This is a genomic window from Thioalkalivibrio paradoxus ARh 1, assembly GCF_000227685.2.
GTDB classification, from domain to species: Bacteria; Pseudomonadota; Gammaproteobacteria; order Ectothiorhodospirales; family Ectothiorhodospiraceae; genus Thioalkalivibrio; species Thioalkalivibrio paradoxus.
Genome location: NZ_CP007029.1, coordinates 176,369 through 199,227 on the forward strand (window position 1 = coordinate 176,369; position 22,859 = coordinate 199,227).

The window sequence follows — 22,859 nt, forward strand, 5'->3', positions numbered from 1 at the left end:
AATCCGGGGGGAATGCTCGCGTCCAGTCTCCGGCCTTCTGCAGCCCGCCGCAGTATCCGTTCCTCGCCAGTCCTGCGTCAATCGGCCCCGGGTTCCGGCCTCCCCCGATTCAACGATCAGAGCTATCGGGAGTCACCGGGATCTGGCGGTGGCCGCGAAACGTAATCAGATCCCGTTCCACCGTCCGGTCCAGGTCGATGGCTTCCGGTGGCAGATATGCCAGTACGGTTTCCAGCGCCACAGCGATCTCGAGTCTGGCCACATGCTTTCCCGCGCAGACGTGCGGGCCATGCCCAAACGTGCGACTGGCCGCCGGCCTGCGGTCGAGTCGCACGGTTTCGGGCATTGGGAACGCCTCCGGGTCGCGATTGGCGCTGGCCAGGACCGGAACCACAGCAGTATTCGCGGGGATTGCGATCCCCGCGATGGTCAGGGGCTCCGCAGCGATCCGGGTTGCGGCGTATTGCAGCGGGGGGTCGTAACGCAGGAGTTCGTCGGTGGCATCGAGGCTGTCGACCTGACCCGAGGCCAGGCTGCGCCAGGCTTCGGGGTTCCGCGCGAGTGACACGACGGCGTTGCCCAGGCCGTCCACTGCCGTTTCCTGCCCGGCGAACAGGAGGAAGACGAGATTGGTCACCAAGTCTTCCCGCGACCAGTTCCCGCCTTCGTACAGTTCCAGGAAGCGCATGCAAAGACCGTCCGGGTGCGGCTTCGTCGTCGTCAGGGTACGTTCGACGCGTCGCGCCAGAGCAACCGCGGCGGGGGCGTGTCCCGAGCAGGGCGAATCCTCGTGCTGCAGGTCCAGCGCCCGTGCCAAGCGCGCTGTTTCCTCCTTCAGGGCCAGTGGGTCGCCGAGTGGCAGGCCCATGAGGTCGCCGAGGGCTCCCACAATGTAGGGGGAGGCAAAGTCGGCGACCAGATCGAAATGCTTGCGCCGGCAGCACGCGTCGAGCAGCGACTGGGCTCGTGCCTGCAAGGCGGCCCGCCGTGGCTGTACGGAGGCCATGGTCATGGCCTGGCTCATCGGGCGGCGCAGCACGGCATGGGCGGGCGGATCCGTAAATAGCACAGCCGCGAGGATCATCCGGAAATCCGGGGTGGCCTTTAAGGCGTCGCGAATGATCCGGTATTCCGCGGTCTCCGGGGCCTGGAGCAGCGCGGGGTGGGCCAGGCCTCGGGTCACCGCGTGGTGGGAGAACAGATAGAGCGCATCGCCGAAGACGCGCTGAGGCGGTCGGCCCCAGGCCGCGGGTGCGCGTTCGCGGAACCACCGGTACTGGTCATAGCGCCCCCCATCGCGGGCGGCGAGGAAGGGGTCGAAAAATGGTGCCGGATTCATGGCCCGTCCCCTGCACGCGCTGCGCCTAGCGGTTTGGCAAAGATCACACGAAAGCCACCAGAAGCACGATCCTCAGGCAGGAATCCTGGAGCAAGGTGAAGGAACTCGCAGCCGAGGCGGCGATGGTAGTAACGAAGCACGGGGTCGCGAATCAGCAGCCGCAGATCGGGGCGCAGGCCGGTGCACAGCCAGTCGTCGATTGCCCGCTGAAATTGCGGGTCGTGGCGAATCCGGTCTGGTCCTGGGCCGGCAGTACCTGCGTAGGAGGGGCATCGACCGTCGCCTACAAGGAACCGGGCGCCGTTCGCCCGGGCGTCGCAGATCACCGCATCGATCACGCGTTCTGCGCTTCCGCGGCCCCGCTGTGCTGGGGTCACGCACAGGTTGTACACATACGTCGAGCGCACAGGTGTGCTTGCCGGGGACGTGGAGAACGACTCGAAGTCGCGTGGAAACGTCGTGGCATTGGTGGGGTCCGCGGCGGTGTGATAGAAACAAGCGGCCGCAACGAAGCGGTGTTCGAACGCGGCGACGACCACCCGGTGCCCACGCAACAAGCGCATTCGGATCGTGCTTGCGTCGGCGCGCAGCCCGGAGGGCCATGCTTCCGATTCGAGTTGCGCGAGCCCGTCAATGTCCCGGCTCTGGGCCGTCATCAGACGTATCTTCATCGGCGGCGGAATTGGAGGCCGTGGTCAGGCGCGGCATGAGACCAGGTCTGGACCCCAAGATGATCTACTACGTTTGTGTTGAACGCTTTGCGCATACTCTTGCCTCGATGCTGGTCCATTTTCGACCGGATCTTCGCCACCGTTTGCGCGTGATTCCGTACGCCCGGCTCGAATTGCTGGATAGGGTACACGCGGGCGTGGTGATCTGGGCAGACGTGGACCGCATCGCGCCAGCAATGCGCCAGCGCGCGGCGGCCATCCATGAACGACTTGCCGGCCGCGGCATCCGGCTGTTGAATCACCCGGAACGCAGTCTCCGCCGATTTCAGTTGCTCGACGCGCTGGCGGCCTCAGGGCACAACGCATTTCGGGTGTTTCGGCCGGGCGCCTTGCCACCGGACTTGCGGTTTCCGGTTTTCCTGCGACGGGAAGCAGGTGCGTTGGCAGTCCCGCCGGATCTCCTTCCAGACCGGGCGTCGTTACTGAACGCCCTGGACGCTGCGCCCATGCAGGGCGCGAACGATGATGACTGGATCGTCGCGGAATATTCGGCCGAGTCCGAAGCCGATGGCCATTTCCGCAAGTACGGTGCCTACCGGATCGGCGACACGGTGTTCGCGCAGCACTGCTTCATCTCTCCTTCGTGGTTCGTGAAGCACCCGCCGGCCGGGATGAACGACTCGCATCGGCTCGAGCACCGCGAGTACGTGCGGCAGAACCCGCACGCCGACTGGGTCCTCCAGATGTTCGATTTGGCGGGAATCGCTTACGGCCGAATCGACTACGGTCGCATCGCGGGTCGGTTGCAGGTGTTCGAAATCAACACCAATCCGATGGTGCTCGGGAATCCGCAAACGCGTTTCGATCCGAACCTGCGGCCCTACGCCGACCGCTGGGCCGAAGCCGTGATCGCACTCGATTCGACCGCCAGTGCTGCTCCTGCGTCGGATCCGGCCATCGATCGCCTCCAGCGGCGGATCCTGTTGCGCCTGTATGCATCAGCGTACCGTGCACGGTGGCGCAGGCTCGTAGCCGGTGTCCGCGCTTGGTGGGGCCATCGAGCGCGGTGAAACGCGCTGGCAGTTGGGCCGCTTCGCGCGGGGGCAGTGTTCAGGCGTTGGGTGCGAGGCGACCCAAGTGCCCATCCCGGTGCTTGCGCGCCAGCTGGCAGTGATCGCTAGATGTGGGCGATACGGGTTGCAAGAAGCTGCGGTTCCTCGGTCTTTTGAACGGCACCGAAGCGGGCCGAGCAGGGCGTATCGCGGTCGTGGATCTTGCCGTCCTTTTTCGCACGATGATAGCCCGGCCCGGGGCCGATGCCTGGAGCCGATGGGTTCGGCACGGCGGCCAAGCAGGCCTGTGTCATCGATCCTGTTGCCGGTCGCCATACGATGGGGGCGGGTGGCGTTCGCGTTGAGGGCGCCCATGTGGCTGGATCGATGACATGGAATCCGATCCCTGTGTTACGGTTGGCCACACAGGCGCCGGCGCGTTCAGGGATCGCCTTCCTGGGCTACTTGCAAAGCGCCGCATGAGGATATGGCCGAAGTTTTTCTGTAGAGTGTCCGGCTGTGGTCTGGGGAAGCCATTGCGCGAAGTCGCTGCTGTCGTCAGATGTGGGGCGGTCTCCTGATCGAGGGATTGGTGGTCGATGACGAGGTGTCGCAGGCTATGATGGATGTCAGGGTCCCCGTGAACTTTCTTGTCGACGGAACCAAGACTCTGTATTTGCGGGGGCTTCCCGACCCCGGTGAGGCGATGGTCCTGCTCGAGCACCGTGTGCTCGAAAACCCGCGAGATCTGTTCAGCCACGTTCGGCGTGTGCTTCTGGCGATTGATCAGGGGGACGCCTTCGCTCTGGAGGGAGCGCTGACCGATCTGTTCATCGTTCTCGGGGGCAACGGGATCGCTCTGAAGGAGTTGCTCCTGTATCTCGTCGAATCCCGTTTTCCGGAATCGTTGGCGGAGCATTTCCGGCGGCACCTCGAGGCGGGTTTCGAGCCATGGGATGCCGCGGTTGCGCAGACCGACGCTTCGGTATTGTCGCTGGGCTTTTCCGGGATGCACGACCTGGTGATCCAGGGCGAGCCGGATGCGGCCTCCGGCTTTTCCAGCGCGCTTGAGGAGGCGCGGTCTTGCCTTGAGTACGGCCAGGTCGACGCGGCACGCGACGTGCTGGAGTGGGCCTTGAAGCAGGATCCGACGGACGAACACCTCGCCACTGAGCTTCTGGAAATTTATACCTACACTCGGGATACTCAGCGGCGCGAGGCGATGCGCGAATTTCTGGAGCTGCATCGGCCAAACCTCCCGGAGGGTTGGTACGCTTAGATTCCTGGTTCGGGGGAGGGGATGCCGCAGCGCTCGGGGGTTCTGCTTTGGGGGAATTTGTATTGTCGGCTGTATTGTCGCTGCCGGGTCTTGGTCCGCGATATGCGCGATGAGTCCCGGTCGCGCGGGCGTTTGTTGGCGGCTGCTGCTCGAGGGGCATGCGCGTTTCTGGCTCGTGCTGGGGCATCCTATGCACGCCTCGGATGCTCGTGTCGGCCCCTGAGTGCCGTGCTGCGGACGCGCGCAAACGTCCTTGCTGGCACCCCCTTTATCCGGCGTGCGGACCAGGGCGAATTATGAAGGGAGTCGATTGTGAAAAAACCCTCTGACACCCAACCTCTGCGTGTGGCTGTGCTGGGGCTCGATGACCGTGGAGAGAATCTCTTCGGGATGTTCATACGGGGGCCGGCCAAGGGTATCTGCAGGCTGGCGCCGGAGGCGGATGCGGAGGCCGTGCTCGTCGATGTCGACGGGCCCGAAGGTCCCGAGCTGTGGGCAGTAGTTCGCGAGCGTTTTCAGGGGCCGATCGCCGTGATGTCGGTGCGGGACCAGAATCTGGGTGATGCTGTTTGGATCCGGAAACCGCTGACGGTCGACAGTTTCGAAGAGTCGATCGATCGGATCCGTAGGCAACTTGCGGGTGCGCGACGCAAGGCGGGTGCAAGGCCCCCTTCCAAGACGCCGTCGTTGGGGGGCGCTGCGCGGTTCGTTTCGCACGACAACGATGCCGCAGCTCTGGAGTCGGGGCCGGTCCCGGTCGGCCTGGTCGGGCTTGACCCAAAGGCAGCAAAGCTCTTCGGCATGTTCGTCCAGGAGGCGGCGCAGGGTAGCTGTGAACTCGTCGACGAATGGCATGCCAAGGTGCTGATTGTCAACGGGGAAGGCAGCGAAGGCCTCGATCTCTGGAAAAGGGTACGCGCCCGTTTCGGTGGCCCGGTAGCCGTGATGTCAAGCCAGGATCCCGACCTTGAGGACGTCGTCTGGATCAGCAAGCCGCTTACTGTTGACGGCTTTCATGCTTCCCTGGAGCTGGTCAAGGGTCAATTGGCCGGCAAGAGGTTGCCCCCGCGGCGGCAACCCGCGCCTGGCGCACCCACCCGGGGCCAGAGTGGGCCGAACGCACTCGCTGGCGCCAACAACCTCGCTGGCGCCAACAACCCTGCGGACCCGGCGCAGAACCCCGTCGCCGGGCGGGCTGCGGATCCCGCCCGGCTGGGCCGTTCGGGCGCGTCTACCGATGATGCGGCCAGCGATCTGAGTACCAGTCAGGCGGCCGGAATGATCTGGGCTCCCGAGCAGGCTGAAGCCTGTTGCGGCGACATCGACGAAGCCGCTTACCTCGATCCGGCGCGTCATGAAGAGGTCGAATACGACCCGTCCGTGTACTTTCAGGGGCTTCTGGAGAGAGCGTACGTCGATTCGGCGCGTCTGCGCGTGCCTGTCGTTCTGGACGATCTGGGCCAGAGGATCCTTGTCTTGCCTGCAACCAAGCAGGTCTACAGCGAGGTCGGCGAGCGAGTCTTCCGGCCATTGTGCATGCAGCCGCTGGGAGTCGGCAAAGGCAACCTCCGCGTGCTGAATCGGGATGAGCCTTCGGAGTTCGCTTCGGATGACCCGAATCTGCATGAATACTATCAAATCCTGTGGATGGCCACGTTGTGGGCGGCACGCGGTCGCATCCCGGTCGGAACCGACCCTGAAGCACCCGTGCGCTTTCGGCACTGGCCCAATTTCACTCGATTGCTGATTCCAACGCACGCCATGCAGATTGCTGCGCTCTGGACGCGAGGGCCGGTCTCGTTGCTGGAAACGGCGCGGTTACTGGGGGTTCCCCATCGCTATGTATTCACCATGTATAGCGGTTGTCTGGCCCTCGGCCTGGTCGAGCGCCGAGCGAAGCCGAGGGGGGCGGTTTCGCCGGTCGTGCCGCAGCCAGTCGCGGATCGGCCAGTCACTCAGGAAAAGCGGAGTTTCCTCGGTCGGCTCCTGCGCAAGCTGACCGGGGATCGCTGAAAAAGGAAAAGACCGTGGCAAATTACAAGATTCTTTTTGCCGGGCCTGTTGGTGCGGGCAAGACCACTGCTATCCGTGCTATCAGTGATATCCCGACCGTCAGTACAGACGAAGCCGCCAGTGACATGGCTCGGAATCGCAAACCGGCGACCACCGTTGCAATGGATTACGGCCTGATGAAGCTGGGTGGGGGGAATAGCGTGCATTTGTACGGAACCCCTGGGCAGGAACGTTTCGATTTCATGTGGGATATTCTGAAAGAGGGGGGGCTTGGGCTGGTCCTCCTGCTGGACAATACGCGATCCAACCGCTTCAAGGATCTCAGTTTTTTTGTCACGGCATTCCGTGAGTTTATCGATAACACCAGCCTGGCGATCGGCGTTACACGGATGGATGAACAGCGTGAGCCCGGCTTGGAACTCTGCAACGAGCATCTCAGGTCGCTTGGTCTAAAGTGTCCGATCTTTGAGGTCGATGCGCGCAGTCGACGCGATGTGTCGTTGCTGGTCCAGGCTCTGCTTTATACGATTGACCCGGGGGTTGTCGAAGATGTCTGATTACGAACTCGTTCCAGGGTTGTATGTGGCTCCGTCACCAGCGGGCGCCTATTACGCGGTGTCGGGAACCAAAATGGATGGCGCGCGTCGCGTGCTTCTGCATCTGATGTCATTGGATAGCAGCCCTGAGCTGACACCTGACCTATTTCAGGAGATCAACGGTTTGGACACGGATGATCCGGCCGGATACCTGCACCGAATGCAATCCATGCATCTGCTTGAGGGGTTCCCCGAGCCGCGCGCCAGACCGGCCGACAGTATCGAAAATGCGATGCCGGGGCTGCTCGGGGATCTGGCTGGGCCAAAGGGGAAGGCGCTACTCGCGGACGAACATGGATTCTATCTGTCGACTCATGGGTTTCCCCACGAAACCGCCGAGGAACTCGCGGCCCTTGCGGCGGACGTGGGCGGCCTGGATCAGCGGCATCGGCGATTGCTGGAGGGCAACCTCGCCTTGCAGACGTCGGCCTGGGGATTGCTCACCGCAGGGGGGAACAGCGAACTGGGTTTCTGGCCCCTGTATGTTGGGAGTGTCCGTTTCTCACTCGTGTTGAAGGGGCGCCCCAGGCTCAACAAGGCAGCATTGGTGGATGTGGTGTGGATGCTGGTCAATCGGTACGGATCTGGATAGATGAGATCGTCGGCCGGGTGTCGACTGTTGCGGGCCGGGCACGAACGGGTGTAATCGTAGGCTGGATTTTTAATTGAGAGGTACGTGATGCGCGCAGATATGTTGGATTCGATCCTGAAAGACCTAAATGGTACCTCGGCAGATATCGAGGCATCCGCGGTAATTTCCACGGATGGACTCATGATGGCTGCGCTCCTGCCGGCGGGCATGGATGAGGATCGTGTGGGCGCAATGAGTGCGGCGATGCTTTCTCTTGGGGAAAGGACGGCGCAGGAGTTGGCGCGTGGGACGATGGAGCAGGTTCTGGTCAAAGGGAACAAGGGGTACATCCTGATGACGGGGGCCGGTAGCGAGGCCGTATTGACCGTGCTATCGAAGCCCAATGCCAAGCTCGGGCTGATTTTTCTGGATGTGAAGCGCGCCGCCGAGAGCATCGTTGACGTGATCTGATGCAAACGGAACCGACACATCGGGAACGAGCGAGCTCGCGCAGGAATTGCTGCGGGCGAATGGTTCTTTCTCGTCGGGCGGGATTCCAGGTACTCATCCGGAAACGGAGGGCAGCGCAATGCTACAGGACATGAACCCCGAGGACATTCAGGGTCCGTATCAGGAAGTAACTCTTCAATTGTACGGTGTGGGCCCGCGCAGGGTCTTGTGGGTAGACGAGGAAGTTCCGTTTCCGGATGGTCGATTGATCGTCTCGAGGACCGACCTGAAGGGGGTCATCACTCATTGCAATGCCTCGTTTGTTGCAATGTCGGGCTATTCCAGAGAGGAGTTGATCGGGGCGGAGCATAGTATTCTGCGGCACCCGGATATGCCAGCCATTGCGTTCAAGGGCCTGTGGGACGATGTCGAGGCGGGCAAGAGCTGGCATGGCTATGTAAAGAATCTGCGCAAGGATGGGAAATTCTACTGGGTTCACGCTGCGGTGGTTCCCAATATCCGCGGGGGGAAGGTGGTTGGGTACACATCGGTGCGCCGAAAGCCATCGCGGCACAAGGTGGACGAGGCGAGCGAGTTGTACAAGAAGCTTCTGGCCGAGGAGAAAGGGCAATGAACGATATCGTGCAGATGACCGCAAGTCCTGATTTCCCGACCAAGCGCATCCCCGGCTGGTTTTTCCTCAATACTTGGCTTCAGAAAGCGCTTGAGACGCGCATACATCTTGAGATTTACCAGGATTTTGAGCAACAGCGCGAAGCCATTCAGTCCGGTCGTGTGGACATCATCTACGCCAACCCGTTCGATGCCGCGATGCTGGTGCGCGAGCAGAATTTTGTCCCGCTCGTACGGCCGTCGGGACGCAGTGACGAATGCATCGTGGCAGTGGCTGCGCAATCGCCGATCCAGGCCGTGGAAGACCTGAAGCCTGGATGCCGATTGGTACGTACGGCCGATCCGGACGTCAACCTGGTAGGGATGATCCTGCTCGAGCCGGCCGATCTCCACGAGGGAAATGTCAAGGTAGAGCAGGTGGAAAGCTATCCGCTGGTTGCCAAGGCCTTGTTGCGCGGAAACGCAGATGTAGGGTTCTTTCTCGAAGAATCCTATGACGAGCTGACCGGGCTGGTTCGCAACGAAATGCGGCCGCTGGTCAGGAGCCAGATTTTCGACATCTGGCATGTCCTTCTGGTGGGGCCGCGATTGAGTGAGCGCCACGAGGAGATACGCCAGGTTCTGTTGGGCATGGCCAACGACCCAAGCGGCGCGGATATCCTGAAGGAACTCGGGTTTTCTTCCTGGGAGAACGTGGAGCACGAAGACACCGAGTTCATGATCGACTTGATGGATACGCTCAAGATTTCCTGATGGATTCAGCGCTTCGGGGCGACAGGCACTGCGCCGTCGTCGAAGTTCGGGTCGAGCCGGCTTTTCAGTAGTTGGGCGGGCGAGCGGCCCTCCGCATCCCATCGCTTCGGACTTCCATCGGTCACGTCGTTGGGCTATTCGATTGCCTGGCGAACCTGCGGTTGTCGAGCACCGAGGCCGCCCCCCCCCCCGCCCCAGCGAGCTCATCATCGCGAGGCCCCGCCGGGTGGTGTGGGCCCAGTAGCCGGGGCCATGTTCGATTCAGGGGCTTGCATGCCGTTGCCGGCCGACCTCTCGGCCCCCAAGCAGACCATCTCCGCGCGCCGCGGCTGTACGAAGCGGTCTGGCTGCGCGGCATCACTGACGCAAGGTTCGCTGGCCCTCGCGTCTGCACCGACCTGCGATGTGGCTGGGATCCGTGGGCGACTGCGGGGGCGGAAATCCCGCAAGCAGGAGCGGGGGCGGCCGCATCAGCCATTGGGGGCTGTTTGGGAAGGCGTAGCGGCCCTTTGGCGTTCCGGGCCGGCAACGCGCACCCCTGTGCCCCCGAAACGACATGGGCCCGGTCACCCGGGCCCATGTCGACGATTCAATTGGTCGGAGTGAAAGGATTCGAACCTTCGACCCCTGCCTCCCGAAGGCAGTGCTCTACCAGGCTGAGCTACACTCCGAACCGAGCCGCATATTCTGCACGGAACTGGTGCCGCTGTCCATGCCTTGCGGGCAACGCGCTGCGTCAGTGGTCGCGTTCCACCGCGAAGCGAGCGAGTTGGGTCAGCGCGTCGCGGTGCGGCGAGGGCGGCAGACGGTCGAGGGCGGCGATCGCTGCCGACACCTCGGCCTCGGCGCACGTTCGCGCGTAGTCGAGCGCGCCGCTGTCGCGCACGATCGCAAGAATGCGGTCGACATGATCCCGGCCGCCCGACTCGATTGCGCCGCGGATCAGGGCCTGGCCTTCGGGGGGGGCAATGCGCAGGGCCTCGATCAGCGGCAGCGTGGGCTTGCCCTCGGCGAGGTCGTCGCCCATCCGCTTGCCGGTCACGTCGCTGTCGGCGGAATAGTCGAGCACGTCGTCGATCAGCTGGAATGCGGTGCCGAGGTGCATGCCGTAGCGGGCCAGCGCCTGTTCCTCCGGCTCCGGCCTGCCGGCCAGTATGGCCCCGAGCTGGCACGCGGCCTCGAACAGTTTCGCGGTCTTGGACCGGATGACCTCCATGTAGCGCGCTTCGTCGACGTCCGCGTCGTGACAGTTCATCAGCTGCATCACCTCGCCCTCGGCGATCACGTTGGTCGCGTGCGCCAGGATCTCCATCACGCGCATCGAGCCGACATCGACCATCATTTCGAAGGCCCGCGAGTACAGGAAATCGCCGACCAAGACCGCTGCCTCGTTGCCGAACAGCTGATTGGCCGTTTCCTGGCCCCGACGTAACTCCGAGGCGTCGACGACGTCGTCGTGCAGCAGGGTTGCGGTATGGATGAACTCGACCACGGCGGCGAGCGTCACATGGTGCGGGCCCTCGTAACCGCAACTGCGCGCGGCGAGCACCGCGAGCAATGGGCGCAGGCGTTTGCCGCCGCTGCGGACAATATAGTGCGAGAGCTGATTGATCAGCGCCACCGGCGAGGCAAGGCGCTCGCGGATGCACTGATCGACCGCCTGCATGTCGTCTGCAGCGATGGTTGGGATGGCGCTCATGGACATGTTGCAGGCAGGAAAGCCGATGGTGAGGGCGATTGCATGCTAGAAACGGCTTGGAGGGGTGTCAAGCGGCCCCTCGTCCGCGCGGTCGTAGGCGGGCGCCCCGGCGTTGACCGCGGAGCGATCCGTTGCTAGTATTCCGCCCCTTTCGCGAGAGCAGTAGCGCCAACGGAGTCTGAGCAACATGTACGCGATCATCGCAACGGGTGGAAAGCAGTATCGGGTGGCCGAAGGCGACCTGATCCGGATCGAGAAGCTCGAGGCCGACGTCGGTTCGACCGTCGATTTCGACCGGGTTCTGATGGTCGGTGAGGGCGAGGACGTGCGTGTCGGAGCTCCGCTGGTCGAAGGCGGCAAGGTCACGGCCACCGTGGAATCCCACGGGCGCGGGGACAAGGTGCGCATCATCAAGTTTCGGCGCCGCAAGCATCATCGCAAGCAGATGGGGCACCGCCAGTACTACACGGCCGTGCGCATCACCGGCATCGCCGGGTAAGGAGAACGAACGATGGCACACAAGAAGGCAGGCGGCAGTACTCGTAACGGCCGCGATTCCGAGAGCAAGCGCCTGGGCGTGAAGCGCTTCGGCGGCCAGCAGGTCCGGGCCGGCAATATCCTGGTCCGCCAGCGCGGAACGCAGTTCCATGCGGGCGAGAACGTGGGTTGCGGCAAGGATCATACGCTGTTCGCGAAAGCCGACGGCGAGGTCGTGTTCAAGGTCGGCGGCCCGCGCAACCGGCGCTACGTGAGCGTACAGCCGCAACAGTAAGCGCTGGCAGCCCGCTCCCGCAAAGCCCCGATCTTCGGGGCTTTTTCGGTTTGGGACCAGCCTGTCGGAGACGCGCCGCCATGAAATTCATCGACGAAGCGACGATCACGGTGAAGGCCGGCGACGGAGGGAACGGCTGTGTCAGCTTCCGTCGTGAGAAGTACATTCCGTTCGGCGGTCCGGACGGCGGCGACGGCGGCGACGGCGGGAGTGTCTGGCTGGTCGGTGATTCCGGGTTGAACACGCTCGCCGATTTCCGGTTTCAGCGCCGGTTCGAGGCCGAGCGCGGCGAGAACGGTCACGGGCGCAACCGCACGGGGCGCTCCGGCGTCGATCTGGAGGTCCCGGTGCCGGTCGGGACGCAGGTCTTCGATGCGGAAACCGGCGAGATGATTGGCGACGTGACGCGTCCGGGTCAGCGGCTGCTGGTGGCGCAGGGCGGCTTCCACGGTCTGGGCAACACCCGCTACAAGAGTTCGACCAACCGCGCGCCGCGACAAAGCAAGCCCGGTACCCCGGGCGATCTCCGCAGCCTGAAGCTCGAGCTCAAGGTGCTGGCCGACGTCGGTCTGCTCGGTCTGCCCAACGCGGGCAAATCGACGCTGCTCCAGCAGGTTTCGGCCGCCGAACCGAAGATCGCCGATTACCCGTTTACTACGCTGCATCCGCAGCTCGGGGTGGTGCGCGTGGGACCGACCCAGAGCTTCGTGATGGCGGACATTCCCGGGCTGATCGAGGGTGCAGCCGAAGGCGCGGGGCTGGGCATCCGGTTTCTGAAACACCTGGCGCGCACCCGGCTGCTGCTGCATCTGGTCGACGTCGCGCCGCCCGACCCGGATCTGGATCCGCTGGAAGCGGTGGATACCGTGGTCGCGGAACTGGAGCATTATAGTGCCGAACTGGCCCGGTTGCCGCGCTGGCTGGTGCTGAACAAGGTCGATCTGCTCGGGCCCGAGGCGCTGTCTGCGCTGCGCGAGCGGGCGTCGGCGAAGCTCGGGCCGGAGCAGCCCGTGTTCGCGATTTCCGCGGCCACCGGCGCTGGCGTTGCGGCGCTGGTGCAGGCGGTGATGCGCGATATCGAGCGGCGCGCCGAGTCCGGGGAAGGCGTGGGCGACGACGATGGCCGCGATGCGTAACGGCTTTCCGCGGGTCCGGCGCGTCGTGATCAAGATCGGCAGCGCGCTGATCACCGGCGACGGTACCGGGCTCGACCGGGCGGCACTGACCGGCTGGGCGCGCGAGATCGCTGAACTTCGGCAGCAGGGGTACGAGGTGGTGCTGGTGTCCAGCGGAGCGGTTGCCGAGGGCATGCACCGCCTCGGCATGCGCGAGCGCCCGCATGCGCTGCATCTGCTGCAGGCGGCCGCCGCGGTGGGCCAGATGGGGCTGATCCGGGCCTACGAGCGCGAGTTCTCAGGCCATGGCCTGCACGCCGCGCAGGTCCTGCTGACCCACGACGATCTGGCCGATCGCGCGCGCTACCTGAACGCCCGCAGCACCATCCAGGCGCTGCTCGGGCTCGGCACGATCCCGGTCGTGAACGAAAACGACACCGTCGCGAACGACGAGATCCGCCTGGGGGACAACGACACGCTCGGCGCGCTGGTTGCGAACCTGCTGGTCGCGGATCTGCTGCTGATCCTGACCGACCAGCACGGGCTGTTCGACCGGGATCCCCGCGCCCACGCGGACGCCCGATTGATCGAGGAAGGCAAGGCCTCGGACCCCGCGCTGCACGGCTACGTGTCGAGCAGCTTCGGGCGGCTGGGGCGGGGTGGGATGGCGACCAAGTTGCTGGCGGCCGAACGCGCGGCCCGTTCCGGAACGCACACGGTGATCGCGTTCGGTCGCCTGCCGGAGGTGGTGGCGCGCGTCGTTCGTGGCGAAAATATCGGCACCTGGCTGAAGCCGGACCGCGAACCGCTGGCCGCGCGCAAGCGCTGGATTGCGGATCAGTTGCACTCGCGCGGCGAACTGCGGCTGGATGCCGGTGCGGCGCGGGTGTTGCGGGAATCGGGGCGCAGCCTGCTGCCGGTGGGCGTGGTCGATGTGCAGGGCGGGTTTCGCCGCGGCGATGTGGTGACCTGCATGGATCCCGAGGGGCAGCCGATCGCGCGGGGGCTTTGCAACTACGGGTCTGACGAGGTCCGGCGCATCCGCGGCCTCAAGGCCGATCGGGTCGAGTCGGTGCTGGGGTATGTCGCCGAGCCCGAATTGATTCATCGCGACAATCTGGTGCTGCTGTAACGGCAACCACGGGGGCGCGGGGCCGATCGGCAACGCAGAACGCCCGCCGAGCGATGCGCGGCGGGCGTTCTGTCGATGGAAGCACCGGACGTGGTCCGGTGCCCCGCAATCAGGCCTGGCCCATCTCCCGGATCCGGGCGTTCAGCCGGCTCTTGTGGCGCGCGGCCTTGTTCCGGTGAATCAGGCCCTTGCTGACGGTGGAATCGATCACCGGCACGGCCTGCCGATACGCGCTGGTGGCGCTTGCCGAATCGCCGGAGCGAATGGCCTTCAGCACGTTCTTGACCGACGTGCGGAAACGGGAACGCAGCGCCATGTTGTGGGCGCGGTTCTTCACTGCCTGTCGCGCGCGCTTGCGTGCGGATGCGATGTTCGCCAAGGCGGAATCCTCTTGAATGCCGTGTAGAGCTTCGGAAAGGGGCAGAAAATTACAGGGATCGACGCCTGCGGTCAAGTCTGCACGCGCCGGGTTTCAATCCGCGCCTGGGCTCGGCGCGGATTGAAACGGCCGGCTGCTGCGTCTACTTGCACAGGCTGCCTGCGTCGCGCCGCATTGCTCGGCACTGGCTGGACGGCGCCTCGGGTGTTCAGGCCGGCAGCGAAACCCACGATCCAAAGGAGAAATTCGATGACGAAGACTGGAACTTTCGGAACGCGTGCCCGTTCCTCCGGCTGGCTGGGCATGGCGGTGCTGCTGGCCGCCGCGACCCTGATGCTGGTGGCGGCGCCGAAGGCCGCGAGTGCGGCCGAGGCGCGCGTCGTCTACCACGCGGACTTTGCAGATCCCCGGCGCTTCTCGGCGATGCTGACCAGCATCAACAACATGGTGATGCACTACGACGACAACTTCATCGACTACGACGTGCGCATCGTGTTCGTTGCGCATGGGATCCGGTTTGTCACCGACGACACGCTGGAGGGCACGCCGTTCGCCGAGGACGAGCAGCTGCGCGAGGACCGGTCCACGCTGCGCGGGCGCCTGCAGTCGCTGAACAGCCTGCACAACGTGCGCCTCGAGCTCTGCGAGATCACCCAGAACTCGGTCGGCCTGGCTGGGGACGCGGTCTACGACGCGGTGGATTTCATTCCCTCCGGTGTGGTGCGGATTGCCGAGTTGCAGAACGAGCAAGGCTTCGCCTACGTGAAGGTCGAATGATCGCCTGAGTCCGGGGTGGGGGCGGCAGTCTGGCCCCCACCTCCCCCGGCGCAGGTCGCGGTCCGCGCGATCCGCGCCAGCGCCCCGGCTTGCTTCATCCGGTGGCCGGCGTCGCCTACACTACCCGGTTTTCGCGACGCAGGCCCGCCGTGAACCGCATCTTCCGTTCCACCGCGATCGTCAGCGGGATGACGCTGATCTCTCGCGTTCTCGGCTACCTGCGCGACATGGTGCTGGCGGTCACCTTCGGCGCGGGTGCCACGACCGACGCGTTCTTCGTCGCGTTTCGGATTCCGAACTTCTTTCGCCGCCTGTTCGCCGAGGGAGCGTTCTCGCAGGCCTTCGTGCCGGTGTTCGCCGAGTACCGCGAGAAGCATGGGCGCGTGCCCTTGCGCGACCTGCTCGATCATACCGCCGGAGCATTATTGGCTGCGCTGACCCTGGTCACGCTGATCGGCGTGTTGGCCGCGCCCTGGCTGATCTGGGTGTTCGCGCCCGGTCTGGCTCAGGCCGAGGGGCGCCAGGATCTCGCGGTGCAGATGCTGCGCATCACCTTCCCCTACCTGCTGTTCATCTCGCTGACCGCGATGGCTGCCGGAATCCTGAACAGCATCGGGCGCTTTGCGGTGCCGGCTTTCACGCCGGTATTTCTGAACCTGGCATTGATTGCCGCGGCGCTCTGGGCCGCGCCGATGTTCCCGGAGCCGGTAGTGGCGCTGGCCTGGGGTGTGTTCGTCGCCGGCATGCTGCAACTGGCCTTTCAGGTGCCGTTTCTGCTGCGCGCGGGCCTGCTGCCCAGGCCGCGTTTCCGGCGCGCACACGCGGGGGTGCGCAAGATCGTGCGGCTGATGCTGCCTGCGATCCTGGGCACTTCGGTGGTTCAGATCAACCTGCTGGTCGACACGGTGATCGCGTCGTTCCTGGTGGCGGGTTCGATCTCCTGGCTGTATTTCGGAGACCGTTTCGTCGAATTGCCGCTGGCGCTGTTCGGAATCGCGATCGCGACCGTGATCCTGCCGCGGCTGTCGGGCGAGCATTCGCGCGCCGATGCGGCCGCGTTCGGGCGTACGCTGGACTGGGCGTTGCGGCTGTCGCTGCTGGTCGCGTTGCCTGCCGCGGCTGGCCTGATCGTGCTGGCGGTGCCGATCCTCGCGACGCTGATCCAGTACAGCGCCTTTACCGAGCACGACACCCGGATGGCGGCGATGGCGCTGGCCGCGTATGCGCTGGGTCTGCCGGCGTTCATCCTGATCAAGGTGCTGGCGCCGGGCTTCTTCGCGCGGCAGGACACGAAGACCCCGGTGAAGATCGCGGTGATCGCGATGCTCGCGAACATGGGGCTGAACGCGCTGTTCGTCCTGCCCTGGTACCTGTCCGGCGTTCCCGGCGCGCATGCCGGCCTGGCGCTGGCCACGTCCGCCTCGGCCTATCTGAACGCGGGTTTGCTGTATCGCGGGCTGCGGCGCGAGGGCATCTACCGCCCCGGCCCGGCGCTGCCCGGGTTCCAGCGCGGCCTGTGGACGGCGCTGGCGGTGATGGTGGCGGTGCTCGCGCTGGCCGCTCCGGGCTGGGGGCAGTGGTCGGACTGGAGCGCGGCGCAGCGCGGGCTGGTGTTGTCGGGCCTGATCGCTGCCGGCACCGGCAGTTTCCTCGCGGTGCTGCTGCTGGCCGGGCTGCGCCCGCGCCAGTTCCTGCTGCGCGATGCCTGATGCTGCGCTCTCCGCGCCCGCCGGTTTCCCAAACGCGGCGCCGGCCGGCCGGGTCTCGGGGGGCGCGGCCTGGAGAACGCCGCGAACACTGGGCGTTGCCCGGGGACCGGCCGCGCGCTTGGAACCCCTGGCCTGCCAGGGGGAAGGTGTGTGGCCAGGGGCGCCCGGGGTATACTTCCGCTTTTGCGCGGATGTGTGGCGATGCGGCTGTTGCGCGGCTTGGCCTTCCGCGGGCCGGTGTATTCCGGCGCGGCGGTCACAATCGGGAACTTCGACGGCTTCCATCGCGGGCACCAGGCGGTGGTCTCCCGGCTGCTCGACGCCGGTGCGCGGCTGAATGCGCCCACCGTACTGATCACCTTCGAGCCGTTGCCGCTGGAATTCTTTGCGCCGGAGCGCGCGCCGGGCCGGCTGCAGCGCCTGCGTGACCGCATCGATTTTCTGCGCACCACCGGTCTGGATGCGGTCTGGCTGATGCGCTTCGGCCCCGGCCTGGCCGGTTTGGCGGCCGAAGCCTTCGTGGAACGCGTGCTGCGCGACACCCTGGCCGCCCGGCACGTGCTGGTCGGCGACGACTTCCGTTTCGGCAAGGGCCGAACCGGCGACTATGCATTGCTCGAGCGGATGGGTGCCGAGATGGGCTTTTCGGTGGAAGCGACCCCGACACTCAGCGACGGCGCGGGACGCATCAGCAGCACGCGCGTGCGCGCCGCTGCGCAGGAAGGCGACTTCGATGCCGTGGCCCGGCTGCTCGGGCGCCCCTACGCGCTCTGCGGCCGGGTTTCACACGGCGACAAGCGCGGCCGCGTGATCGGCTTCCCGACCGCCAACCTGCGCCTGGGCCCGCAGCCGTTGGCGTTGCGCGGGGTGTTTGCGGGTTGGCTGTTCCTGCGCGGCGGCGCACGCATGGCAGCGGTGACGAACATCGGCTGGCGGCCCACGGTCGCTGGCCGTGAACAGCGCCTGGAAGCGCATGTGCTGGACGCCAGCCCGGACCTGTACGGCCAGCTGGTGCGGTTCGAACCGCTGGCCCAGTTGCGCGGCGAACAGCGTTTCGAGTCGCTGGACGCGCTGAAATCCCAGATCGAGCGCGATGTCGCCGGCGCCCGCGCGGTGTTCGCGCATCACTCACTGCATCAGCCGGCCTGACCGGCGCTTCGGAATCGACCCATGGCACGCAAACCGCCCCCGCCGAACCCTTACAAGCACACGCTGAATCTGCCCGAGACCCCGTTCCCGATGCGGGCCGGGCTGGCGCAGCGCGAGCCCGGCTGGCTGCGCGACTGGGCCGAGGCAGGGCGCTACCAGCGGCTGCGCGAGCATTGTGCCGGCCGCCCGCGTTTCGTGCTCGCGGATGGCCCCCCCTATGCCAACGGCTCGATCCACGTCGGGCATGCGGTGAACAAGATCCTGAAGGACTTCATCACCAAGAGTAAGACGCTGTCGGGCTACGACGCGCCGTTCGTTCCGGGGTGGGATTGTCATGGCCTGCCGATCGAATTGAAGGTCGAGCAGCGACTGGGCAAGGCCGGCAAGGATGTGGATCCGGCGACGTTCCGCGCCGCCTGCCGCGAGTACGCGGCGGAACAGGTCGCAGGCCAGAGCGCCGACTTCCAGCGCCTGGGCGTGCTGGCCGACTGGGACCGCCCCTACCTGACCATGGACTACCGCGTCGAGGCCGACACCATCCGGGCCTTGGGCCAGATCATGGCGCGCGACCACGTGCAGATGGGCGAGAAGCCGGTGCACTGGTGCGTCGACTGCGGCTCGGCGCTGGCCGAAGCGGAAGTCGAATACGAGGACAAGACCTCGCTGGCGATCGACGTGCGCTTCCCGGTGGTCGACGAGCTCGACCTGCTGCGGCGGCTGGAGCTCGACGGCGATTCCGACGAGCCGGTCAGCGTGGTGATCTGGACCACCACGGCCTGGACGCTGCCGGCCAATCAGGCGGTGGCGCTGAACCCGACACTGACCTACGTGCTGGTGCGCTTCGAGCGCGAACGCCTGCTGCTCGCCGAGGCGTTGCTGGACGACTGCCGGAACCGCTATCAATTGGGCGAAGGCGTCGTCGTCGGCCGTGCGAGCGGCGCGAGCCTCGAGGGTCTGCTGCTGCAGCATCCGTTCCTGGAACGCCAGGTGCCCGTGATCCTCGGCGACCACGTGACCGTCGATGCGGGCACGGGCTGCGTGCATACCGCACCGGGTCATGGTCAGGACGATTACGCGATCGGGCAGCGCTATGGGCTGCCGGTGGAGAACCCGGTCGGCCCCGACGGTCGTTTCCTGCCGGGAACGCCGTACTTCGCCGGGGAGAACGTGCATCAGGCGAACGCGCACGTGGTCGACGTGGTGCGCGAGCGCGGCAGCCTGGTCGTGGTGGAAAAGTTTCATCATAGCTATCCGCATTGCTGGCGGCACAAGACGCCGACGATCTTCCGCGCCACGCCGCAATGGTTCATCAGCATGGAACGCGGCAATCTGCGGCGCGACGCGCTGCGCGCGGTCCGGGCGACCCGCTGGGTGCCGGAATGGGGCGAGGCGCGCATTCGTGGCATGGTCGAGAACCGGCCGGACTGGTGCATTTCGCGGCAGCGCAACTGGGGCGTGCCGATCCCGCTGTTCGTGCACCGGGAGACCGGGCGCCCGCATCCGCAGTCCGAGGCGCTGCTCGAGGCCGTCGCCAGGCGCGTGGAAGAACAGGGGATCGAGGCGTGGTTCGCGCTCGAGCCCGAGGAGCTGCTCGGTTCCGACGCCGGGAATTTCGTGAAGCTGAAGGATACCCTGGACGTCTGGTTCGATTCCGGGGTCACCCATTTCACCGTCAGCGATCAGCGCCCGGAACTCGGCTTTCCCGCCGACCTGTACCTGGAAGGCTCGGACCAGCACCGCGGCTGGTTCCAGTCGAGCCTGCTGACCAGCGTCGCGATGCGCGGTCAGGCACCTTACCGGGCAGTGCTGACGCACGGCTTCACCGTGGACGAGAAGGGCGAGAAGATGTCCAAGTCGCGCGGCAACGTGGTCGCGCCGCAGGAGGTCGTCTCGACGCTGGGTGCCGACATCCTGCGGCTGTGGGTTGCCGCCACCGATTTCTCCGGCGAGATGGCCATCTCGCCCGGAATCCTGGAGCGCATGTCGGACGCGTATCGGCGCATCCGCAATACCGCGCGCTTCCTGCTCGCGAACCTCAACGGCTTCGAGCCCGCGCGCGACGCGCTGCCCGCCGAGGCCCTGCTGCCGCTCGACCGCTGGATCGTCGACCGCGCGCTGCGGGTCCAGAACCACGTCGTGCAGTCCTACGACGACTACCAGTTCCACCAGATCTACCAGCGTGTGCACAACTTCTGTTCGGTGGAACTGGGCAGCTTCTACCTGGACGTGATCAAGGACCGCCAGTACACCACGCCCGCGGACAGCCTCGCGCGGCGTTCGGCCCAGACCGCTTTGTATCACGTGGCCGAGGCGCTGACGCGCTGGATCGCGCCGATTCTGACCTTCACGGCCGAGGAAATCTGGGCGCTGCTGCCGGGCGAGCGCGCCGAGAGCGTGCTGTTCGCGCAGTGGTATGACGGTCTGCAGCCGCTGGCGGGCGACGCCGTGTTCTCGGCGCGCGACTGGGATCGGATCCTCGAGGTGCGGACCGCGGTCGCGCGTTCGATCGAGGTGGCCCGCAACGAGCAGGGCCTGGGCGGCTCGCTGAACGCCGAGATCGACGTCTATGCCCAGGACGAGCTGGCCGCGCTGCTCGACCGCCTCGGCGACGAGCTGCGGTTCGTGCTGATCACCTCCGACGCGCGCGTGCTGCGGGCAGCACCGCCCGAGGGCGTCGAACCGGTGGCACTGGACAGCGGTGAGGCGATCGCGATCGCCGTGCGCAGGAGCGAACATCCGAAATGCGTGCGCTGCTGGCATCGTCGCCCGGACGTGGGCCACCATCCCGAGCACCCCGAACTCTGCGGGCGCTGCGTCGAGAACGTGGCCGGCGCCGGCGAACAGCGGCGGTACGCCTGATGGCTCCGGCGACGGCATTGGTGCCGGGGCTGGCGATCGCCGCGGTCGTCTTCGTGCTCGACCAGATCACCAAGCTCTGGGCCGAGCATGCGCTGACGCTGTACGCGCCGATCGAGGTCACCGGCTTCTTCAACCTGACGCTGGTCTACAACCCCGGCGCGGCGTTCAGTTTCCTGAGCGCGGCCGGGGGCTGGCAACGCTGGCTGCTGTCCGGCATCGCGCTGGGTGTCGGCGTGCTGATCGTGGTCTGGCTGCGGCGCCTGCCGCGCCAGGCCTGGCTGATGATGGCGTCGCTGGGGCTGATCCTGGGCGGTGCGCTGGGCAATCTGGTCGACCGGCTGCGCCTGGGCATGGTGGTCGATTTCCTGGATTTCCACTACGCCGGGCTGCACTGGCCCGCCTTCAACGTGGCCGACGCCGCGATCACCGTCGGTGCGATCTGCCTGATCGTCGCCACCTGCACCGAGCAGTGCGGGCCGAACCGCCAGGGCAACGCGCGATGACTGCGGTGACACCGGGCAGCCGCGTGACGCTGCACTACCGTCTGGTGCTCGAGCAGGGTTTCGTTGCCGACCGCTCGGGCGATGAACCGCTGGAATTCGTGCTGGGCGACGGCACGCTGGAACCGGGGCTGGAACGCCATCTGATCGGGCTGGAAGCAGGGGAGCGGCGGGAAATTGCGATCGCTCCCGGAACCGTGTTCCCCTTTGCGGTGAAGGCCGCGGTGCAGGTGCTCGAACGTGCCGCATTTCCGGCGGACATGCCGCTTGAACCCGGCATGATCTACGAATTCAATACTCCGGCCGGCGATGCGGTGCCGGGACGCATCAAGGCGGTGGAGAGCGACGCGGTGACCGTGGATTTCAATCACCCGCTGGCGGGGCAGCCCTTCACCTTCGAGGTGGAGATCGTGTCGGTCGAGCCGGCGGCCGCCGATCCCGCAACCGATGGCGAGGGCTGAGACGGTGGACGTAGTGCTGGCCAATCCCCGCGGTTTCTGCGCCGGGGTGGAACGTGCGATCGAGATCGTCGAGCGCGCGCTGGAGCTGTTCGGTGCGCCGCTGTATGTGCGCCACGAGGTGGTACATAACCGCCATGTGGTCGATCGGCTGCGCGCCGGTGGCGTGGTGTTCGTCGATGAACTCGACGAGGTGCCGGACGGCCAGGTCGTGATCTTTTCAGCCCACGGTGTTCCCAAGCGCGTGCAGGACGAGGCGGCCCGTCGCGGCCTGCAGGTGTTCGATGCGACCTGCCCACTGGTCACCAAGGTGCATTTGGAGGTGGCGCGCTATGCCCGGGAAGGGCGCGAGGTGGTTCTGATCGGGCACGCCGGCCATCCGGAAGTCGAGGGCACGCTGGGGCAGTTCGCCCCCGCCCACGGTGGCCGGATGTACCTGGTCGAGGCGCCCGAGGATGTCGCCGGCCTCGAAGTGTCCGACCCCGATCGGCTGGCCTACGTCAGCCAGACGACCCTGTCGATGGACGACACCGCCGCGGTCATCGACGCGCTGCGCGCCCGCTTCCCGCGGATCGAGGGCCCGCGCAAGATGGACATCTGCTACGCGACGCAGAACCGTCAGGACGCGGTGAAGGAACTCGTGCGCCAGTGCGACCTGCTGCTGGTGGTCGGATCCGGCAATAGCTCCAACTCCAACCGCCTGCGCGAGATCGGCGCGCGGGCCGGCGTCGAGTCCTATCTGGTCGACGGTCCGGCGGACGTCGAGCCGGCCTGGCTGGAGGGCAAGCGCCACATCGGGGTGACTGCCGGCGCATCGGCACCCGAAATCCTGGTGCGGGAACTGATCGAGTTCCTGCGCGCCCAGGGCGCGGAGCAGGTCAGCGAAGCCAGCGGCCTGGAGGAACACGTGACCTTCTCCCTGCCGGCCGCGTTACGCCGGGCCTGATGTCGGG

23 protein-coding genes and 1 tRNA gene are annotated in these 22,859 nt (G+C 65.8%); 19 read left to right on the forward strand and 5 right to left on the reverse strand.

All coding sequences use genetic code 11. From position 1 onward, the window contains the following. Positions 1-109 precede the first annotated feature (109 nt). The gene (locus THITH_RS00825) at positions 110-1,339 is read right to left on the reverse strand and encodes a cytochrome P450 (RefSeq protein ID WP_006746419.1); all 1,230 of its coding nucleotides are present in this window, start codon (positions 1,337-1,339) and stop codon (positions 110-112) included. Further along, on the reverse strand, positions 1,336-1,995 hold the full coding sequence (locus tag THITH_RS00830; RefSeq protein ID WP_041483378.1) for a GNAT family N-acetyltransferase: 660 nt from the start codon (positions 1,993-1,995) through the stop codon (positions 1,336-1,338). The genes THITH_RS00825 and THITH_RS00830 overlap by 4 nt, the downstream gene beginning before the upstream one ends. A 50-nt stretch (positions 1,996-2,045) precedes the next feature. Between THITH_RS00830 and THITH_RS00835 the strand changes: the two genes are divergently transcribed. The 8 genes from THITH_RS00835 (at position 2,046) to THITH_RS00875 (ending at position 9,357) form a co-directional block, all read left to right on the forward strand. Beyond that, on the forward strand, positions 2,046-3,080 hold the full coding sequence (locus tag THITH_RS00835; RefSeq protein WP_006746417.1) for a hypothetical protein: 1,035 nt from the start codon (positions 2,046-2,048) through the stop codon (positions 3,078-3,080). 544 nt (positions 3,081-3,624) lie between these two features. Then, positions 3,625-4,341, forward strand: coding sequence for a type IV pilus assembly protein FimV (locus THITH_RS00845; protein WP_006746416.1), 717 nt, complete (start codon positions 3,625-3,627; stop codon positions 4,339-4,341). 453 nt (positions 4,342-4,794) lie between these two features. Continuing rightward, a complete protein-coding gene (locus THITH_RS17015; RefSeq protein ID WP_156925468.1) occupies positions 4,795-6,354 on the forward strand; it encodes a hypothetical protein in 1,560 nt (519 codons plus the stop codon). A gap of 14 nt (positions 6,355-6,368) precedes the next feature. Beyond that, complete coding sequence (locus THITH_RS00855; RefSeq protein ID WP_025367160.1) at positions 6,369-6,911, forward strand: GTP-binding protein; 543 nt, start codon at positions 6,369-6,371, stop codon at positions 6,909-6,911. Then, positions 6,904-7,542: a hypothetical protein gene (locus THITH_RS00860; protein ID WP_006746413.1), complete on the forward strand. Its 639-nt coding sequence runs from the start codon at positions 6,904-6,906 to the stop codon at positions 7,540-7,542. Before THITH_RS00855 ends, THITH_RS00860 begins: the two co-directional genes overlap by 8 nt. An 87-nt stretch (positions 7,543-7,629) precedes the next feature. Then, positions 7,630-7,992: a roadblock/LC7 domain-containing protein gene (locus tag THITH_RS00865; protein ID WP_006746412.1), complete on the forward strand. Its 363-nt coding sequence runs from the start codon at positions 7,630-7,632 to the stop codon at positions 7,990-7,992. 130 nt (positions 7,993-8,122) lie between these two features. Beyond that, positions 8,123-8,605, forward strand: coding sequence for a PAS domain-containing protein (locus tag THITH_RS00870; RefSeq protein WP_232222227.1), 483 nt, complete (start codon positions 8,123-8,125; stop codon positions 8,603-8,605). Further along, complete coding sequence (locus THITH_RS00875) at positions 8,602-9,357, forward strand: phosphate/phosphite/phosphonate ABC transporter substrate-binding protein (RefSeq protein WP_006746410.1); 756 nt, start codon at positions 8,602-8,604, stop codon at positions 9,355-9,357. The genes THITH_RS00870 and THITH_RS00875 overlap by 4 nt, the downstream gene beginning before the upstream one ends. Before the next feature lie 594 nt (positions 9,358-9,951). On the opposite strand, the gene THITH_RS00880 is transcribed toward THITH_RS00875, so the two are convergent. Both THITH_RS00880 and ispB read right to left on the reverse strand, forming a co-directional pair. Continuing rightward, positions 9,952-10,028, reverse strand: a tRNA-Pro gene (locus tag THITH_RS00880). A gap of 65 nt (positions 10,029-10,093) precedes the next feature. After that, on the reverse strand, positions 10,094-11,062 hold the full coding sequence (ispB, locus tag THITH_RS00885) for an octaprenyl diphosphate synthase (protein WP_025367161.1): 969 nt from the start codon (positions 11,060-11,062) through the stop codon (positions 10,094-10,096). Between the two features lie 181 nt (positions 11,063-11,243). On the opposite strand from ispB, the gene rplU reads away from it, so the two are divergent. From rplU to proB, 4 genes are all read left to right on the forward strand, one after another. Beyond that, positions 11,244-11,555 carry a 50S ribosomal protein L21 gene (gene rplU, locus THITH_RS00890; RefSeq protein ID WP_006746408.1) on the forward strand — a complete coding sequence of 104 codons (312 nt, stop codon included), beginning with the start codon at positions 11,244-11,246 and terminating at the stop codon, positions 11,553-11,555. 12 nt (positions 11,556-11,567) lie between these two features. Further along, on the forward strand, positions 11,568-11,828 hold the full coding sequence (gene rpmA / locus THITH_RS00895; protein ID WP_006746407.1) for a 50S ribosomal protein L27: 261 nt from the start codon (positions 11,568-11,570) through the stop codon (positions 11,826-11,828). Between the two features lie 80 nt (positions 11,829-11,908). Further along, complete coding sequence (gene cgtA / locus THITH_RS00900; RefSeq protein WP_006746406.1) at positions 11,909-12,964, forward strand: Obg family GTPase CgtA; 1,056 nt, start codon at positions 11,909-11,911, stop codon at positions 12,962-12,964. Further along, positions 12,948-14,075, forward strand: a complete 1,128-nt coding sequence (gene proB / locus THITH_RS00905; protein WP_006746405.1) for a glutamate 5-kinase — start codon at positions 12,948-12,950, stop codon at positions 14,073-14,075. Before cgtA ends, proB begins: the two co-directional genes overlap by 17 nt. Positions 14,076-14,184: 109 nt before the next feature. On the opposite strand, the gene rpsT is transcribed toward proB, so the two are convergent. Continuing rightward, on the reverse strand, positions 14,185-14,454 hold the full coding sequence (gene rpsT / locus THITH_RS00910; protein ID WP_006746404.1) for a 30S ribosomal protein S20: 270 nt from the start codon (positions 14,452-14,454) through the stop codon (positions 14,185-14,187). Positions 14,455-14,703: 249 nt separating this feature from the next. Between rpsT and THITH_RS00915 the strand changes: the two genes are divergently transcribed. From THITH_RS00915 to ispH, 7 genes are all read left to right on the forward strand, one after another. After that, the gene (locus THITH_RS00915; protein WP_006746403.1) at positions 14,704-15,231 is read left to right on the forward strand and encodes a DsrE family protein; all 528 of its coding nucleotides are present in this window, start codon (positions 14,704-14,706) and stop codon (positions 15,229-15,231) included. A gap of 149 nt (positions 15,232-15,380) precedes the next feature. Continuing rightward, positions 15,381-16,940, forward strand: a complete 1,560-nt coding sequence (gene murJ / locus THITH_RS00920; protein WP_006746402.1) for a murein biosynthesis integral membrane protein MurJ — start codon at positions 15,381-15,383, stop codon at positions 16,938-16,940. A gap of 201 nt (positions 16,941-17,141) precedes the next feature. Next, a complete protein-coding gene (ribF, locus tag THITH_RS00925) occupies positions 17,142-18,089 on the forward strand; it encodes a bifunctional riboflavin kinase/FAD synthetase (protein WP_006746401.1) in 948 nt (315 codons plus the stop codon). Positions 18,090-18,110: 21 nt separating this feature from the next. Continuing rightward, on the forward strand, positions 18,111-20,948 hold the full coding sequence (gene ileS, locus THITH_RS00930; protein WP_006746400.1) for an isoleucine--tRNA ligase: 2,838 nt from the start codon (positions 18,111-18,113) through the stop codon (positions 20,946-20,948). Further along, positions 20,948-21,451, forward strand: a complete 504-nt coding sequence (gene lspA / locus THITH_RS00935) for a signal peptidase II (RefSeq protein WP_006746399.1) — start codon at positions 20,948-20,950, stop codon at positions 21,449-21,451. Before ileS ends, lspA begins: the two co-directional genes overlap by 1 nt. After that, a complete protein-coding gene (locus tag THITH_RS00940) occupies positions 21,448-21,909 on the forward strand; it encodes an FKBP-type peptidyl-prolyl cis-trans isomerase (RefSeq protein ID WP_006746398.1) in 462 nt (153 codons plus the stop codon). The genes lspA and THITH_RS00940 overlap by 4 nt, the downstream gene beginning before the upstream one ends. After that, positions 21,896-22,852 carry a 4-hydroxy-3-methylbut-2-enyl diphosphate reductase gene (gene ispH, locus THITH_RS00945; protein WP_041483379.1) on the forward strand — a complete coding sequence of 319 codons (957 nt, stop codon included), beginning with the start codon at positions 21,896-21,898 and terminating at the stop codon, positions 22,850-22,852. The genes THITH_RS00940 and ispH overlap by 14 nt, the downstream gene beginning before the upstream one ends. The last annotated feature ends 7 nt before the right edge of the window (positions 22,853-22,859 follow it).